At 67.8% G+C, this 17,199-nt stretch carries 13 protein-coding genes; 9 read left to right on the top strand and 4 right to left on the bottom strand.

The window, feature by feature from the left end; genetic code table 11:
* Positions 1–171: 171 nt before the first annotated feature.
* Complete coding sequence (locus tag BBJ41_RS24010) at positions 172–1,560, bottom strand: MFS transporter (protein ID WP_069748760.1); 1,389 nt, start codon at positions 1,558–1,560, stop codon at positions 172–174.
* A gap of 328 nt (positions 1,561–1,888) precedes the next feature.
* Between BBJ41_RS24010 and treA the strand changes: the two genes are divergently transcribed.
* A complete protein-coding gene (treA, locus tag BBJ41_RS24005; RefSeq protein WP_069748759.1) occupies positions 1,889–3,604 on the top strand; it encodes an alpha,alpha-trehalase TreA in 1,716 nt (571 codons plus the stop codon).
* An 86-nt stretch (positions 3,605–3,690) separates the two neighbouring features.
* On the opposite strand, the gene BBJ41_RS24000 is transcribed toward treA, so the two are convergent.
* Positions 3,691–5,178, bottom strand: a complete 1,488-nt coding sequence (locus tag BBJ41_RS24000) for a carbohydrate porin (RefSeq protein WP_069748758.1) — start codon at positions 5,176–5,178, stop codon at positions 3,691–3,693.
* 108 nt (positions 5,179–5,286) lie between these two features.
* A complete protein-coding gene (locus tag BBJ41_RS23995) occupies positions 5,287–5,553 on the bottom strand; it encodes a hypothetical protein (protein WP_069748757.1) in 267 nt (88 codons plus the stop codon).
* Between the two features lie 1,059 nt (positions 5,554–6,612).
* Here BBJ41_RS23995 and BBJ41_RS41245 point away from each other — a divergent pair.
* Positions 6,613–6,750: a hypothetical protein gene (locus BBJ41_RS41245; RefSeq protein WP_167362212.1), complete on the top strand. Its 138-nt coding sequence runs from the start codon at positions 6,613–6,615 to the stop codon at positions 6,748–6,750.
* Positions 6,751–6,868: 118 nt separating this feature from the next.
* Complete coding sequence (locus tag BBJ41_RS23990) at positions 6,869–8,515, top strand: Nramp family divalent metal transporter (RefSeq protein ID WP_069748756.1); 1,647 nt, start codon at positions 6,869–6,871, stop codon at positions 8,513–8,515.
* Between the two features lie 103 nt (positions 8,516–8,618).
* Here BBJ41_RS23990 and BBJ41_RS23985 read toward each other — a convergent pair whose 3' ends face one another.
* On the bottom strand, positions 8,619–9,524 hold the full coding sequence (locus BBJ41_RS23985; protein ID WP_069750350.1) for a helix-turn-helix transcriptional regulator: 906 nt from the start codon (positions 9,522–9,524) through the stop codon (positions 8,619–8,621).
* Between the two features lie 283 nt (positions 9,525–9,807).
* Here BBJ41_RS23985 and BBJ41_RS23980 point away from each other — a divergent pair, with 283 nt between their 5' ends.
* The 6 genes from BBJ41_RS23980 (at position 9,808) to BBJ41_RS23955 (ending at position 17,093) form a co-directional block, all read left to right on the top strand.
* The gene (locus BBJ41_RS23980; protein ID WP_069748755.1) at positions 9,808–10,641 is read left to right on the top strand and encodes a helix-turn-helix transcriptional regulator; all 834 of its coding nucleotides are present in this window, start codon (positions 9,808–9,810) and stop codon (positions 10,639–10,641) included.
* A 239-nt stretch (positions 10,642–10,880) separates the two neighbouring features.
* Positions 10,881–13,088, top strand: coding sequence for a type III secretion system export apparatus subunit SctV (gene sctV, locus BBJ41_RS23975; protein ID WP_069748754.1), 2,208 nt, complete (start codon positions 10,881–10,883; stop codon positions 13,086–13,088).
* Positions 13,085–13,363 carry a type III secretion system export apparatus subunit SctS gene (gene sctS / locus BBJ41_RS23970; protein ID WP_069748753.1) on the top strand — a complete coding sequence of 93 codons (279 nt, stop codon included), beginning with the start codon at positions 13,085–13,087 and terminating at the stop codon, positions 13,361–13,363. Before sctV ends, sctS begins: the two co-directional genes overlap by 4 nt.
* Entirely contained in the window at positions 13,363–15,399 is a 2,037-nt protein-coding gene (gene sctC, locus BBJ41_RS23965) for a type III secretion system outer membrane ring subunit SctC (protein WP_069748752.1), read from the top strand. Before sctS ends, sctC begins: the two co-directional genes overlap by 1 nt.
* Positions 15,380–16,732: a type III secretion system inner membrane ring subunit SctD gene (gene sctD / locus BBJ41_RS23960; RefSeq protein ID WP_069748751.1), complete on the top strand. Its 1,353-nt coding sequence runs from the start codon at positions 15,380–15,382 to the stop codon at positions 16,730–16,732. Before sctC ends, sctD begins: the two co-directional genes overlap by 20 nt.
* Positions 16,733–16,877: 145 nt before the next feature.
* Entirely contained in the window at positions 16,878–17,093 is a 216-nt protein-coding gene (locus BBJ41_RS23955; protein WP_069748750.1) for a hypothetical protein, read from the top strand.
* Positions 17,094–17,199: the final 106 nt, after the last annotated feature.

The following is a 17,199-nucleotide window of genomic DNA, read 5'->3' as shown; positions in this document are numbered from 1 at the left end:
CGTCGAGTCTTGCCGCGCGGTAACGCGGCGAACCGGACTGCCCGTCGTCGTTGCTGCGAATGTCAGGGTGCGCGTCTTCGCGCAGCCGCAACGACGCGCGGTTTTCCGGCGCGCACGCTCCCTTGTTTCCCGATCCAGATCGCGCCCGTACCGATTGCGGGTGCCGGCCGCTTATTGCCGCCTGCCGCGCGCGACTTCGTCGCCGGCGCCCGGCGGCAGCCGCCGCGTGATCGGAATCGATGCGAACGAGCACAGCCCGACCACGACGAACGCGGGCCAGAAATCCGACCACACCATCGACTGATGCCCCTGCAGCCAGTGCGAAATGTGCAGCACGATGCCTGCCACCGTCACGCCGAGCCCGAGCGACATCTGCTGCACGACGCTGCCGAGGCTCGTCGCGCGGCCCGCGTCGCGCGGCGAGATGTCCGCATAGATCATCGAGTTCAGGCTCGTGAACTGCAGTGCGGGGAAGATGCCGCCGACGAGCACGATCAGCCAGATCGCCCAGGTCGCCATGCCGGGATGGAACACGCCGTATGCGGCGATCGCGAGGCCCGCGAATGCCGCGTTGTAGATCAGCACCGTGCGAAAGCCGAAGCGGCGCAGCGTATGGGTGGCCGTCGAGCGGCTCACCGCGCCGCCGAGCGCGGACGCGCACGTGATGAGCCCCGAATGGAACGCGGTCATGCCGAGCCCTTCCTGCAGCGCGAGCGGCAGCAGGAACGGCACCGCACCGAGGCCGATGCGGAACAGCGACCCGCCGACGACGCTCGCATGGTAAGTGGGGATCTTCAGGAAACTGAGGTCGAGCACCGGGCGCTCCTTGCGGCGCGCGTACGGCACGTAGAGCGCGAGCAGCACGATGCCGGTCACGCACATCGTCACCGCGTTCGCGCGCGTGGTGAGCGAACCGTCGAGCAGCGTGAGGCCCATCAGCAGCAACGCGGCGCCGCTCGCCGACAGCAGGAAGCCGAACCAGTCGAGCGGGCCCGGGTCGGGCTCGTGCGTGTTCGCGATGTGCTTGCTCGCGAGATAGATCCCGTAGATGCCGATCGGCACGTTGATGAAGAAGATCATCCGCCAGTGCAGGTAGGTCGTGATGAAGCCGCCGACGAGCGGCCCGACCGTGGGCCCGAACAGTGCGGGAATCGCGAGGTAGTTCATCGCGCGCACGAGATCCGAGCGCGGCACGGCGCGGAAGATGATGATGCGGCCGACGGGCACCATCATCGCGCCGCCGACGCCTTGCACGAAGCGCGCGAACGTGAGCACGCCGAGGGAATTGGAGGCCGCGCACATCAGCGAGCCGACGACGAAGATGCCGATCGCGGTGCGGAATACGGAGCGTGCGCTGAAGCGGTCGGCGAGCCAGCCGCAGATCGGGATGAACACGCCGAGCCCGACCACGTAGGCCGTGATCGCAATGTTCAGTGTGACGGGGTTGTGCCCGAAGTCCCGCGCCATCGCAGGCAGCGCGGTGACGATGATGTTCGCGTCGACGCTTTCCATGAACAACGCACAGGCAACGATGAGCGGTGCTAGAAAGACGGGCGACATGGGCTGGGCGCGCGGTAAAGACGCCATTATGCCCACAATGTTGTCGATGCGTCACGCACGACAACACTTGTTCCGCATGTTGCAACAGTCGTCCCTGTTTTCGGGGAGGAAGAAGAGACGACTGCCGCGTGTGACATGACACATGACATCGATGCGGCGTCGCGGCCGCGCAACTTGCGCGCGGTGCGCGTTTCGTGCGACAGTCGGACCCACTCGCAACACCTCGCAACACAACACGACGCGCATCGATCGAGGGCCATCGAGACGAGCGCGCGCGCGAACGAGACCTCGTGCCGACCCACTCACCATCGAAAGGAGGGGACACGTCATGACGTCACGTCGTGCCGCATCGATCGCATCACATCTCGCAACCCGTCCCGCATCGCCCGCGCCGCGCCTTCGCTGGGCCGCCGCGCTGGCCGTCGCGTATCTCGCCGTCGCCGGCTGCGCCGCGCAGGCCGACAATGCGAACCAGGCGGTCGCGCAAGCCGCCGGCCAGTCAACCTTGCCGACCACGGCGGCGGCCGCGAGTCCGGCATCCGGCACGCTGCTGCCGCCGCCGAGCCAGCTGTACGGCGAGCTTTTCGTCGCGGTGCAGACCGCGCAGATCTATCCCGACCAGAAAACCTTCGTCGACGCCACACCCGATACCGATCCCGCGACGATCGTGCAGTTGTATCAGCAACAGAAATCGCAGCCGGGCTTCTCGCTGAAGACGTTCGTCGGCCAGCACTTCACGCCGCCCCCGGAAGGCGGCGTGACGCCGCCGCCGAACCAGACGCTGCGCCAGCACATCGACTGGTTGTGGCCGCAACTGACGCGCACGAGCGCGACAGTGCCGCCGTACGGCTCGCTGATCGCGATGCCGAAGCCGTACGTCGTGCCGGGCGGCCGCTTCCGCGAAGGCTACTACTGGGACACCTATTTCACGATGCTCGGGCTGCAGGTGTCGGGGCGCGAGGATCTGGTCGACGACATGCTCGACAACTTCGCGCATCTGATCGACACGATCGGGCACATCCCGAACGGCAATCGCACGTACTACGCGAGCCGCTCGCAGCCGCCGTTCTTCGCGTACATGGTGACGCTCGCGGCGCAGGCCGAAGGCGACAAGGTTTACCAGAAATACCTGCCGGAACTGCGCAAGGAACATGCGTACTGGATGCAGGGCGAAACCACGACGCCGCGCGGGCAGGCCGCGCGCCACGTGGTCGCGATGCCCGACGGCGCTGTGCTGAACCGTTACTGGGACGCGAGCGACACGCCGCGCGACGAGTCGTATCTCGAGGACGTGACGACTGCGAAGTCGGCCCCCGGCCGTCCGGCGAACGACGTGTACCGCGACCTGCGCGCCGGCGCGGAAAGCGGCTGGGACTACAGCTCGCGCTGGTTCGGCGACGGCAAGACGCTCGCGACGATCCGCACGACGTCGATCGTGCCGGTCGACCTGAACAGCCTGATGTTCCATCTCGAGACGACGATCGTGAAGGGCTGCACGGTGACGCGCGACGTCGCCTGCGTGACCGACTTCGCGGGGCGGGCAGCGCGGCGCGCGGCCGCGATCAACCACTATTTGTGGAACCGCCGCGGCTACTACGGCGACTACGACTGGCAGTTGCGCAAGCCGCGTGACGCCGTGACGGCGGCGGCGCTGTATCCGCTGTTCGCGGGTGTCGCATGGCCGGAGCGCGCGAAGGCGACCGCGCGCGAAGTGCGCAAGACGCTGCTGCAGCCGGGCGGCCTCGCGACGACGACCGAGAACACGGGCCAGCAGTGGGATGCGCCGAACGGCTGGGCGCCGCTGCAGTGGATCGCGATCGACGGGCTGCGTCGTTATGGCGAACCGGCGCTCGCGAAAGACATCGGCACGCGTTTCCTGTCCGACGTGAAGCACGTGTATGCGACCGAAGGCAAACTCGTCGAGAAGTACGTGGTCGAGGGAGCCGGCACGGGTGGAGGCGGGGGCGGCGAATATCCGCTGCAGGACGGCTTCGGCTGGACCAACGGCGTCACGCTCAAACTGCTCGGGCTGTACGGCGAGTGACGCGTGGCGCGTGCCGCATCTAGACGCACGGGCCGGACTGTCGCGCGCGCGGACGTCCGGCCCGTGTCTTCATGCGGGGTGCGTCGTCAGAACGTGATCGTCGTGCGCACGCCGACCACCGTCTCGTCGCCGATGCGCGCGCCCGGCGCGTTCGGGTTCGGAATGCCGCCGCCCGGACGGAAGAAGTGCTGCAGGTCGGCCTGCAGTTGCCACCACGGCGTGACCTGGTACAGGTAGGTTGCTTCGACGACCGTCTCCGCGCGGCGTACCGGATAGCCGGGCGTCGTGTAGGTGCCGGTGTCGCCGTCGAGGCCGCGCGCATGCGAGCCGATCTTCGCGTAGCCGACCGCGATGCCGGCGACGTCGTTGTCGCGACCCTTGAACGGCGCTTTCAGCGTCACGCCTGCGTTGGCGGCGAAATCGACGATATTGCGATCGCCCGGCGCGCCCATCACGCGCGCGAACACGCCGACCGAGCGCGGGCTGTCGGCCGACGGCCGCCACACCATCTGGTCCGCGACCGCATAGAACCCGTAGTTGCCGCGATGGGTGGCCGGCATGCCGTTGCTGTCCGGATTCGCGAGCGACAGCCCGTCGGTGCCGTAGCGCGGGTCGTTCGCATGCTGCGACTGATACCAGAAGCCGAGCTTGTAGGTGCCGGGCAGGCCGGCCGGCTGCGGTGCCTTCGGATCGGCGGGCGGCGCGTTCAGCGCGTACTGCACTTCGCCGATCACGAACGCGCCGCTGCGCAGGTTGAAGTTGGTGCCGTGCGCGTTCAGCACCTGCGCATCGCCGTCGCTGCGGCCGGCCGGGTTGCCGTCGAACACGCCGACCATCGCGGTCCACGCGTCGGCCGGCTTCACGCGCAGCCGCACGCCGAGCGACGACAGCGGATATGCGGGGCCGCCCGCCGGCAGGTCGGTCGACGGCAGCACGGGCCAGCCGAATGTTGCGTTCATGAACGTTGCCGCGTTCTGGCTCACCATGAATTCCTGGTCGACGCTCTGCTGGCCGACCTTCACGTCGACCTTGCCGTCGAGCAGCGACTGCTGGTACCAGAGCTCCCACAGGCGCGTGGTCGAATTCGCTTCGATGCCGGTTGCAGTCTGCAGCGTCTGCAGATACCGCTGCGTGAGGTTGGTGCCGTGGATCTGAAGCGCCGACACGTTGAACGTGCCGCCCGGCACGCCGATCGCCTTGCCGGTGTCGACGTTGAAGCCGAATTGCGTGAGCCCCTGGTAGGCGCCGCCGCGATTCGTGCCGCCGGACGTGTTGTACAGGTATTCGCTGGTTTCCTGCAGCGTCAGCGTGACGCCGTGATCGCCGAGCATGTCGCGCAGGCCGCCCATGTTGCCGAGCAGGTTCGAGCGTTCCCAGAAGCCGGTGGGAGCGGGCGCGGCAGCATCGGCGGCCTGTTGTGCGGGCGCGGCGGCGTCGCCGGCGCCGGCTGCCGGTTCGGGAGCGGCTGGCGGCGACGATTGCGCGAACGCGGGTGCGGCGGCGAGCGACAGCAGCAGCGCGGCGAGCGCATCGAGGCGGGGCTTGCGCGGGACGGGTTCGAGGTAGTTCTTCATGCGGGTTCCGTTGGCAGTTTGATTAGTTAGGCTGATTAAACAGGAACGTGATGCGGGGGTATTGCGAGGCGGTCGCGCGGCGCGTGTCGCCGCCGCGCGACGAAGGGCTTACGGCAGCCAGCCGCCGATGCGCCACACCTGAGCGAAGCCGAGGCGGGATGCAGCCGCGCACAGCAGCGCGGCGAGCGCGATGGCGGCCGCCATCGCGGCGGCGAGCATGCAGTCGAGCGGGCGGGGCACCGGCGCATGGGCGAGCGCCGTGCCGCGCCAGTTGCTGAACGCATGGGCGAGCGGCGAGAGGCCGGAAACGAACGAGCGGTCGCATGCGACGTGCACGATGCGCTTGAGTCTGACCGCGAACGATTGAAAGAACATGACGCTGCCTCCGTCAGGTCCGGCGCAGGCCGGACGACGTGATCGAGCGCGGACGCGTGACGCGGCCTGCGATCGGAGGGTGGAACGTAACGGAGCGTGCGACGGACGAACCGGCGATGGCCGGCCCGGGAGGAAGCGCGCTAACCCGACGAGTGCGAGCTAGCGGCGAAAGACATGCGTCTGGCTGCTATCTCGCGATGGCTTGGCCGGCTTGAACCGGCATCGAACTGCAACTAGAGCATGTGTCCACGGAGGGACTCCCTTGATGAATTGGGGCGGATTGTAGTCGCGACTTTTGCTGCGGTGCAAGTAAAAAAAGCGTCGATGTTGCGTGCATCGCGGCGGCGCCCGGCGTGCGTATCGCCGCTGCGCGATGCCGGGCGCGGCAGAGCGGCGACTGTTGTTCGCGCGCATCGCTGCCTCGTGTGATCCGGCACGTTGAAAGGTTTCGCCTTGCCAATCCTGGTGCGAATCTTTCAGTGCGCCGGGGGCGGGAAAAATTTTCCGCGGATCGGGTTTCGAGGGGTTGACTTCCGTTTCGGGCGGTCCATAGAATCCGGCATCTTCACTCTTGGGGCCGCCGCCTTGGACGCCTGCAGTAGTCGATCTTCGAACGAAATTTCCGCCTGAGCGACCGACGTCCGCGCCTCTTAGAAGCCGCCGTTTGTCACCCAGGCAAACGGTGCGCGCAGCAGTATTCCGCAGTAACCCCCTACGTGCACCCTGATTCGCGCCGGTTAGCGTGATGCGTTTTCGCATGCGCCGCCCGGTTATTCCGCCGCCTGGTTTGCGGCCGCGTTCGCACATGCGTCTTTCCCGCGCACGAACGTCGGCCCGCAAGCCGGACGGCGGACAACCGTGTTCCCCGGAACACCGCACAGGAGCCGCCATGAACGACAGTGACAGTTGTCCCTTATGCCCGATGCACAGACAGACCCTTTTGAACCCGGGTCGCAGGGACAATCCGGCCGACTAGCCTGACACGTCGTTCAGGCCCCGGACTGGCCCCGCGCCCACGACGCGGCCGGCACATCTGCCGTCGCCGCACGGAGCCAGACCATGAACTTCGGCCTTCTGCTGTCGAATCTTCCGCACGTCACGGAATCGCGTCACCACTACGACACGATGCTGACGCTCGACGCCCGTCCGCGGGTGTTCTCCCGCCTGTTGAACCAGCTGAAATCGTTGATCCACTGAAGCACGAAGCGCCGCGCGCGCCTCGGCATGCGCACGCGCGGCCGCCATCGAGCGGCCGCCCGCGCGCATTCCAAGGTCACACGCTCATCGCATAACCCTTAGCCGTACGGAATACATCATGTCCACGCCATCCAACGTCTCTCCACCGATCGCCGCCGAACGCAGCGCCGTGCTCGACGAAGCCCATGTGGGCGACATTCGCGGCGCGCTCGGTACGATCGCGCATCACGACACCGCCGCGCGCGGCACGTGGTGGGCACGCCTGCGCACGCTGCTCGCGATCATCGGCCCGGGCCTGATCGTGATGGTCGGCGACAACGACGCCGGCGCATTCGGCACCTATACGCAGGCCGGCCAGAACTACGGCACGACGCTGCTGTGGACGCTGCTGCTGCTCGTACCCGTGCTGTACGTGAACCAGGAAATGGTGCTGCGCCTCGGCGCGGTGACGGGCGTCGGCCATGCGCGCCTGATCTTCGAGCGCTTCGGCAAGTTCTGGGGCGCGTTCAGCGTGATCGACCTGTTCCTGCTCAATGCGCTGACCATCGTGACCGAGTTCATCGGCATCACGTTCGTGCTCGATTTCTTCGGGCTGCCGAAGGTGGCCGGCGTATGCGTGGCTGCCGCGCTGACGATGGCCGCGGTGAGTACCGGCGATTTCAGGCGCTTCGAGCGGTTCGCGATCGGGCTGTGCGTGCTGAGCCTGCTGCTCGTGCCGGTGCTCGTGTCGATTCACCCGCCCGTCGCGCAGATGACGCGCGATTTCTTCGTGCCGAACTGGCCCGCGCACGCGAAGCTGTCGGACGTGATGCTGCTCGTGATCGGTATCGTCGGCACGACGGTGGCGCCCTGGCAGTTGTTCTTCCAGCAGAGCTACGTGATCGACAAGCGCATCACGCCGCGCTTCATGAAGTACGAGAAGGCCGACCTGTGGATCGGCATCGCGTTCGTGCTGGTCGGTGCGGTCGCGATGATCGGCTTCAGCGCCGCGCTGTTCAACGGGCATCCGGAGGCCGGCAACTTCACCGACGCGGGCGGCATCATCGCGGGCCTCGAGAAGTATGCGGGCCGCACGAGCGCGACGCTGTTCGCGGTCGCGCTGCTCGACGCGTGCATCATCGGTGCGGCGGCCGTGTCGCTGTCGACCGCGTACGCGATCGGCGACGTGTTTAAGATCCGTCATTCGCTGCACCGTGGCGTGACCGATGCGAAGGGCTTCTATCTCGTCTACTTCGGCATCGTCGCGGCCGCGGCCACGCTCGTGCTGATCCCGGGCAGCCCGCTCGGCCTGCTGACCGAAGCCGTGCAGACGCTCGCGGGCGTGCTGCTGCCGAGCGCGACGGTGTTCCTGCTGGTGCTGTGCAACGACCGCCAGGTGCTCGGGCCGTGGGTCAACTCGACGAAGCTCAACGTGTTCACGGGCGCGGTGATCTGGGTGCTGGTGCTGCTGTCGATCATCCTGACCGCGTCGGTGATGTATCCGGATATCAGCGGCGAAGCGATCGTCGATGTGCTGGTGGGCGGCACCGTGCTCGCGATCGCCGGGTATCTCGCGACGGTGCTGATTCGCCGCAACAAGCGCGTCGTCGAGCCGGGTGTCGACCGCTCGCTGCGCGACACGTGGCGCATGCCGCCGCTCGACACGCTCGAGCCGCAGAACATGACGGTATCCACGCGCGTGTGGATGGCCGTGCTGCGCGGCTATCTGGTGATCGCGGTCGGTCTCGTGATCGTGAAGGTCGTGCAGATGACGCTGCTGAAGTAACGCGAATCGTCTCGAAGGAAGCGGCGCCGGACCCGGCACCGCGCCGCAACCCGCACATGCCGGCCCGCGAGGCCGGCATGTGCGTTTACGCGCGCGGCTGCCGTCAGATCAGCTCGAGTTTCGACGTCAGGTACGTGAGCTGGATCCGGTTCGCGACGCCGAAGCGCTTGCGCAGCTTGCGCAGGTGATAGTCGACGTTGTGTGCGCTGGTGTCGAGGCGCCGGCCGATCTCCTTGTCGGATGCGCCCTCGGCGATGCCGAGCAGCAGTTCCTGCTCGAACGGCGTGAGCCCGTTTATCGCGCGCTCGCGCGACGTCGAGATCAGTTGCGGCGACGCGAACTTGTGCACCGACAACCCGATCGACAGCGCCTGCTCGATGGTTGCCGGCGTGATCCATTCGCGCGTGCGGCGCGGCGCGGTGAAGCTCATGAACGCGTGCAGCCGCGTGCCGGGCACGGCCATCGAATACATGATGCCGCTGCACATTCCGTCGTCCTGCATCGTCTGCAGGAAGCCGTCGAGCGCGGCCGGCGTCACGGACGGGCCGTCGTCGCGCTCGCGATGTTCGCGGCGCAACTGCTGCAGGTCCCACACGATCGGCATGTTGCACACGCGCGCGCCGAGCGTGCGCGGGTCGACGTCGTGATGGTTGTGCCGCACGTAGTCGCCGCGATAGGTGGCCGGCGTGAACGCTTCGTGCAGGTAGAGACTCTCGACGCGCTCGCGCGAGAATTCGAGCGCGAAGTAGGCGAACGTCGAGAAGCCCGTCAGGTGCAGCAGGCTCGAGACGATCCGGTTGCGCTCGGCCGTGCTCTGCGCGAGCGCGAGCGTATCGGCGACGCCGAGCTTCGGGGCGTGCGCCTGCACGACGTCGCCGCGCTTCGCGTCGTCGCACCAGACGACCTGCACGGCACGCTCGCGCAGCGCGTCCGCGCATGTGTTCAACCCGCGCGGCGGACGGGAAAAGATTGGGGCGACCGCTTCTTCATGCAATGCAATATCGGACATGAGCCATCCCTCGGAATCGACGCGCATCGCCTGGCGGCGGCCGTATCGTGTACGGCATTCGCGGCGGTGCGATCGAGCATCGTTATGATATGCGCCGATCGTCATCCCTGACGAAACGCGGGGCATTGTACAAAAATGCCTGTGTACGCGTAATATGCCGTAATACTAATTGCGGCGAAAGAATCATATTCGCGTGCATATAACGATGGCCAGAAAATCATAAAGAAAAGACCAGATCGTGACGGGGCGCAGTTTCACATATTGGGAAAGGGGTGGGCTCCTCATGACATATGCTGACGGCGCACCACGCGTCGAGTGGTTTTCACAAGCCGATATAGCGGCGGCTGCCGCTTATTCGAATGAATATCAGGCAATCGAGCGTGACTTTTTTACCGGAATTCAAATTGCGCCCGGTAAAAGCGACCTTGCACCATTCGATTTCGCGCAATGCCATGCGCGATTGCGGCAAATCGGTTTCAGTACGCTCGGTTACGGCGCCTACGAAATGATCGGGCGGCGCATCCTGTGCGCGCACCTGCTGCGCGAACTCGCGCCGGCGACGTTCATGCAGCCGTATATCGAAGGAATGCTCTACGAAAACGACCCGCGGTTCGCGCAGGTTCGCCAGAGCGGTTTCCCGGTCGCGTGGCGGCTCGACGAGATCGAGGCGGCCGCGCAGGGCAGCGGCGACCGCAAGGTGCTCGCGCTCGCCGGCCATCTGCGCGCGCACGCGATGAACAGCGGCGTGATCTTCAGCCTGTCGGCGCCGCGCCTCGACTTGCGCGTCGCGGTGAACGTCACGTCGGAGACGCACGGCACCGAATGGATCGACGATCGCGTGATCGGCGGCGCGCTGTCGGTGAGCCTGGCCGTGCATCGTGTCGCGCTGCCGTTCCTCGAGGCGCGCATCGCGCGCATGCGCGGCTTCGCGCTCGGCGACGAGCAGCAGCAGGTGCTCGAGCGTCTCGTGCACGGGTTGTCCGACCAGGAGATCGCGAGCGCGCTGCGCACGTCGCTGCACAAGGTCGGGCACCACATCCGCTCGCTCGAAAAACTCTTCAACGTACAGAACCGCGCGCAGCTCGCCTATCTTGCCGCGCGGCGCCTTCAGCCTTGACCTGACGCGCGTGCCGGACGACCGGCACGGGATGGAAGCGGTTCCGGCGACGCGTGCCCGAAAGCGCCGCCGGGTTTCGTAGTCCGATCCGATCGCCGCCGGGAATCGCGCTTTCGCGCTACGAGGCGCATCCCTTTATCCATCGTTTCGCATCGCTACACTCGTCCCATTCAACGGTCCGCGCGGCACGGGGCAGGGTTGCCCGTGCCGGCCGGCGATAACGACAGGACAACGGCACGATGGCAGAACCGAAGGCGCTCCCCCGCGACTGGCAGCGGTTGTTTTCCGCCGGCCGCGGCGTGTCCGGCCGGCGTCTCGGGGGCGCATCGCCGCGCGCGGACCTGTTCCTCGGCACGTTCATCGTCGCGGTGGTCGCGCTGTTCATCCTGCCGCTGCCGCAAGCCGCGCTCGACGGGATGATCTCGCTGAATCTCGCCGCGAGCGTCGTACTGCTGACGGTGTCGACCTACGTGCCGTCGGCGGTCAGCTTTTCGTCGTTTCCCGCGCTGCTGCTGTTCACGACGCTGTTCCGGCTCGCGCTGAACATCGCGTCGTGCAAGCTGATTTTGCTGCACGCGAACGCCGGTCACGTGATCGACGCGTTCGGGCGGCTCGTCGTCGGCAACAACGTCGTGGTGGGCGGCGTGGTGTTCCTCGTGATCGCCGTCGTGCAGTTCATCGTGATCGCGAAAGGGTCGGAGCGGGTGGCCGAGGTCGGCGCGCGCTTCTCGCTCGACGCGATGCCGGGCAAGCAGATGAGCATCGACGCGGATCTGCGCGCGGGCATCATCAGCGCCGACGAAGCGCGCGAGCGCCGCGAGAAGCTCGAGCAGGAATCGCAGATGCACGGCGCGATGGACGGCGCGATGAAGTTCGTGAAGGGCGATGCGATCGCGGGCCTCGTGATCGCGTTCATCAACATCGTCGCAGGCATCGCGGTCGGCACGCTGATGCACGGGATGGATATCGGCGAGGCGCTGCAACGTTACGCGATCCTGACGGTCGGCGACGGGATGGCGTCGCAGATCCCGTCGCTGCTCGTGTCGATCGCGGCCGGCATCGTGACGACGCGCGTCGCGACGCGCGATGCGCGGCAGCGTCAACTGGGCGAACAGCTCGGCGAGCAACTGGGTGCGCATCCGCGCGCGCTGCTGATCGCGGCGCTCGTGCTGGCCGGTTTTCTCGTCGTACCCGGGTTCCCGAAATGGTCGTTCGCGCTGATCGCGTTCGGGCTCGGCGCGTTCGCGTTGTCGCAGCTCAAGCGCAAGACGACTGCGCCGAGCTTCAACCTGATTCATATCGCCGGGCGCATCGGCGCGGCCGACGACGGTCAGCCCGCGAAGGTGTCGCACGCGGCGGGCGTCACGTCGCTGATCGCGGTGTCGCTGTCCGACGACCTGCGCACGAGCCTGAACCTCGCGCAACTGCAGGCCGCGCTGTCGAGCGCGAAGGCGCGCGTCGACGCGGACATCGGCACGGTGTTCCCGCGCATCACGCTGAACGACGACGAAGGCGCGGCGGCCGGCACGTACCGGATCTACCTGCAGGACGTGCTCGCCGCGCACGGCGCGCTGAAGCCGGGCTGGCTGCTGTGGGACGGCGTCGCGCCGCTGCCCGAGCGCGCGGAGCGCCAGCCGGCCGAGGCGTTCGGCCCGTTCGCGACCGCGTTGTGGATCAAGCCCGACGGCGCCGCGCCGGACGGCAAGTGGCTGTCGAGCGAAAGTGCGCTCGCCGCGCACGTCGAGCAGATCGTACGCCAGCATGCGGACGAGCTGCTCGGCATCCAGGAGACACAGGCACTCGTGCATCTCGTGCGCCGCGATCACCCGGAACTCGTGGGCGAGCTGACGCGGCTCGTGCCGCTGCAGCGCGTGACCGAGGTGCTGCGCCGGCTGCTGGCGGAGCAGGTGCCGATCCGCAACCTGCGCGTGATCTTCGAGAGCCTGATCACGTGGGCGCCGAACGAACCCGACGACGTGATCGCACTCGTCGAGCTGGTGCGCGTCGACCTGCGCCGGATGATTACCGACCGCCACGCGGGCACGACGCGCCAGCTGCGGGTCGTGCTGTTCGAGCAGAACCTGCAGGAGCGGATCGAGAGCGCGGTGATGCGCACGAAGCAGGGCAATTTCCTCGCGCTGTCGAGCGCGGTCAAGCAGGACATCGGCGAGCAGGTGCGCGCGATCGTGCAGGCCGCGCAGGCGGCGGGCTCCGGCGGCCACGCCAACGCGCAGGGCGCGGCGCGGCTCGCGGTGATGGTCGCGCTCGGCGCGCGCCGCTACGTGAAGACGATCCTGCAGCCCGTGCTGCCCGAACTGGCGGTGCTGTCGTATCAGGAGGTCGAGGAGGACGTGCAGCTGCACACGGTCGGTTGGGTGAAGAACCCGCCGGACGACGGCTCGGTCGGCGCGGGCGCCGACGTGCGCGCGCCGGGGGCCGTGCAATGACGAGCTCGACGATCCTCGACCTGACGCGCCAGGCGCTGATGCTCGTGCTGCTGCTGTCGATGCCGATCGTGGTGATCGCCACCGTCACGGGCCTCGTCGTCGCGATCCTGCAGGCCGTCACGCAGGTGCAGGACGCCAACATCGGCATCGCGGTGCGGCTGATCGCCGTGATGGTCGCACTCGTGCTGCTGTCGGGCTGGCTCGGCGGCGAAGTGCTGCGCTTCGCGCAGCAGGCGCTGGAACGTGTGTTCGTTTCTTCCACAGGAGTCTTTTGATGCGTCGACGCGTCGCCTCGATCCGGTTTCAACCGCGCAGCCTGCAACGGGCCGCGCTTGCCTTGTGCGCGACCGCGCTGCTCACGGCGTCGCTGTGCATGGCGCCCGCGCAGCCGGCCCGCGCCGCGGACCTGCGCTGGCGCAACAAGCCGTTCACGATCGTCGCGAACGGCAAGAAGATCGGCGACTTCATTCGCGAGCTCGCATCGTCGCAGGACGTGACGGCGGTGGTCGACCCGAAGGTCGACGGCGTGATCAGCGGCCGCTTCTCGGGCACGCCGCAGCAGACGCTCGATACGATCTGCTCGACCTACGGGCTCACGTGGTACTACGACGGCTCGTTCCTGTATGTCGATCCGGCCGACCAGTCGCAGACGCAGATGATTCCGATCCCGCCGAATGCATCGGGTGAAATCGGCCGCGCGCTGCAGGCGATGCAGATTCCCGACAAGCGCTACACGCTCGTGATCAACGACCGCGCGAACAGCGTGTACGTGGCCGGCCCGCGCCGCTACGTCGAGCTCGTGCGGCAGGCGGTCGGCTCGGTCGGCGATCCGTCGGCGAACGGCGCGCACGCGGATATCCGCGCGTTCCGGCTGAAGTACGGCTGGGCGTCGGACTTCACGATCAACCGCTCGGGCAAGGAAGTGACGGTGCCGGGCGTCGCGACGATCCTGCGCAAGCTGTTCGGCAAGGGCGGCGGCACGAACGCGCCGCCGTCGAGCACGTCGCTCGGGCAGGCTGCGCGCCAGGTGAAACTCGGCTCGGGGATGACGATCGCGGTGCCGCGCCTCGATTTCCCCGATATTTCCGGCGGCCCGCGCGCGGGCGGTTATTCGGGCGACGGCAGCGCGGTCGGCGGATTCTCGCCGTTCTCGAGCGGCGGCGGCGACACGCTGCCGCAGATCGTCGCCGATCCGGCGATCAACGCGGTGATCGTGCGCGACCTGCCGGAGAACATGTACCGCTACCAGTCGCTGATCAACCAGCTCGACGAGCGGCCGCGCATCGTCGAGATCAACGTGACGATCATCGACATCAACGAGGATTCGCTCGACAGCCTCGGGATCGACTGGCGCCTGCACACGACGCACGGCGACGTGCAGATCGGCAACGGCGCGAATCCGCTGAACGGCAACACGCAGTACAGCGGCTCGGGCAACCCGCCGCTGACGTTCGGCGTCGGCACGTCGGAAACCGGGCAGACGGGCACCTTCCTGCCGACCGGCATCGCGCTGACCGCCTCGATCGGCGGCTCGCTGCGCAATTACCTGCTTACGCGCGTGAACGCGCTCGCGCAGAAGGGGCAGGCGCAGTTGCGCTCGAAACCGAAGGTGCTCGCGCTCGACAACACCGAGGCGATCCTCGAGAACCTCACGCAGTTCTACGTGCAGGTGCAGGGCTACCAGGATTCGTCGCTGTACAGCGTGACGACCGGCACGAGCATCAAGGTGACGCCGATGATCGTCGACGAGGCGATCCGCAACGCGGCCGCCGTGTCCGGCAATCCGCAGAGCGTGATGATGTCGATCGACATCCAGGACGGCAACGTCGTGCAGGGGCAGACCGTGTCGAACATCCCGGTGATCCAGCAGCGCAACATCGTCACCAAGTCGATGATCGACGAAGGCAAGAGCTTGTTGATCGCGGGTTTCAACGACGACGAGGTGCGGCTGAACAAGAGCGGCGTGCCCTGGCTGTCCGACATTCCGCTGATCGGCAACCTGTTCAAGTACACCGACAAGTCGGGCAACCACATGGAGCGGTTCTACCTGCTGACGCCGCGCGTGGTGACGGCCGCGTCGATGTACGCGCCGGACGGCTCGCCCGTGAACCCGGGCGCCGACGCGCCGGCCAATCCGGAGGGGCTGTCGATGTATCGCCCGCCGGACAACGACGTCGCGGTGCCGCTGACGCCGAAGCCGTTGCCCGGCACGAAGTTCGGCCCGCCCGCGCTGCCGCCGCCGAAAGAGGCGGCGCCGCAGCCGGGCGCGACGACCGCAGGAGCGACCACCCATGTCGACGAGCATCATTGATCCGCACGGCGATGGCGCATTGCCCGGCGGCGCGGGAGGCGCCGGCGCGAGCGCGGCCGCGCTCGCGTCGCCGTGGAACCTGTGTTTCCTGAGCGGGCCGATGTATGGCCGCACGATGTCGCTCGCGCGTGGTGCGAACTGGGTCGGCACGGCGGCCGATTGCGAAGTGATCCTGCCCGATCGCGAGATCGGCGCGAAGCAGGTGTGCCTGCAGGTCGGCGCGCTCGCGGTCACCGTGCAGAACCACGGCGGCGAGGTCGACGCACCGGTGCTGTTCAACGACGAACCGCTCGGCGCGGGCCGCCGCTCGATGACGCCGCACGACGTCGTGACGGTCGGCTCGATCCGGCTCGGCATCGCGCGGCACACGCAGGCGAGCGTCGCGGTGCCCGACGAAGCCGACGCGCCGGATGCCGCGCGCGAGGCCGCGTGGCTCGGCTGGCTCAACGGCGGGCTGCGCCGCCTCGGCAGCCGGCGGCTCGTGATCGCGCTGGTCGCGCTGTGGGTCGGCGTGCTGCTCGGTGCGCTCGGCTACGGCTTCGTCGCGTGGTCCGGGCGCTTGCCGTGGCAGCACGAATCGGTGCTCGCGCGCACGCACCGGCTGCAGCAGCAGTTGCACGCGTATCCGGAGCTGGCCGTCGCGCCGCGCGACGACGGCGTGATCGTGTCGGGCTACGTGAGCGACCCGGCCGCGCGCGATCGCGTCGCGCAGATCGTCGCGGGCGTCGACAACGCGGCGCTCGGCAACATCTACGTGGTCAGCGATCTCGTTGCGACCGCGCAGACCTATTTCAGCGATACGGCGCTCACCGTCACGTATCTCGGGCGCGGCCGGATCGAGTTGACGGGCACGGCGGCGCGCGCGCAGATCGAGCCGCGTATCCGCAACTACATGAAGGACGCGCGCCCGGCGCTCGAAGTGGTCGATCACGTCAGCGATGCCGATGCGGCCGCGCCGCGCACGACGACGACGCTCGGCGGCATGGCCGGTATCCCGGAGATCACGACCGTGTTCGCCGGCGACGGCGACCAGCGCTACATCGAGACGGCCGACGGCAGCCGCTATTTCGAGGGCGCGCGGCTGAAGGACGGCCCGACCGTCGTGTCGATCGGCCCGAACGAAGTCGTGTTCGAGCGCAACGGCCAGCGCATCACGATGCCGCTCGGCGGCGCGCCGGCGAACGCACCTGAACAGGCGCCCGCGCCGCCCGTGCCGCCGCTTGCGAGCGGCGCCGCGGCCGGGGTCGCGCAGCCGGTGCCGGGGCCGACGTTGCTGCCGGATGTCGCGCCGGCAGCAGCCGCGCCGGGAGCAGCGAAGGAGGCGGCGCACTAGCGCCGCGAGACAGGTCATGCGCATCGCGCGACGCGCGGTGCGCGCATGAACGCGGGACGTCGCACACGTGCGGCGTCCCACGTCGCCGGCGGGGCATGGGGCTGCCGCCGGAAAAGCAGATGAACTTCACATCAAGGAGCACAGCATGCCAGGCCCGACCAGTACCGGTAGCGCAACCGACACGACCCAGGTCCAGCAGCAGGCGGACGACCTGACCAAGACGCAGCTCGAACTGACGAAGATCAACTTCCAGGTCCAGCAATCGACGGCGACGTTCGAAACCAGCAACGCGGTGACCGCGCAGGAGGGGACGGCGAACGCCCAGGTCGCGCAACACCTGAGTTCCGCCGGCCGCGCATGACGCCGGCCACCGGCCGCGCCGCGCGCCGATGCGCGCCGGGTCAGCCCGCCAAGGGCGCCCGGCGGCGGGGGCGTGCGTGCCGGCCGGCCTGTTCCGGGCAGGCCCG

It is taken from the genome of Burkholderia stabilis, assembly GCF_001742165.1.
Lineage (GTDB): Bacteria > Pseudomonadota > Gammaproteobacteria > Burkholderiales > Burkholderiaceae > Burkholderia > Burkholderia stabilis.
This window is presented reverse-complemented; position numbering and strand designations above follow the sequence as displayed.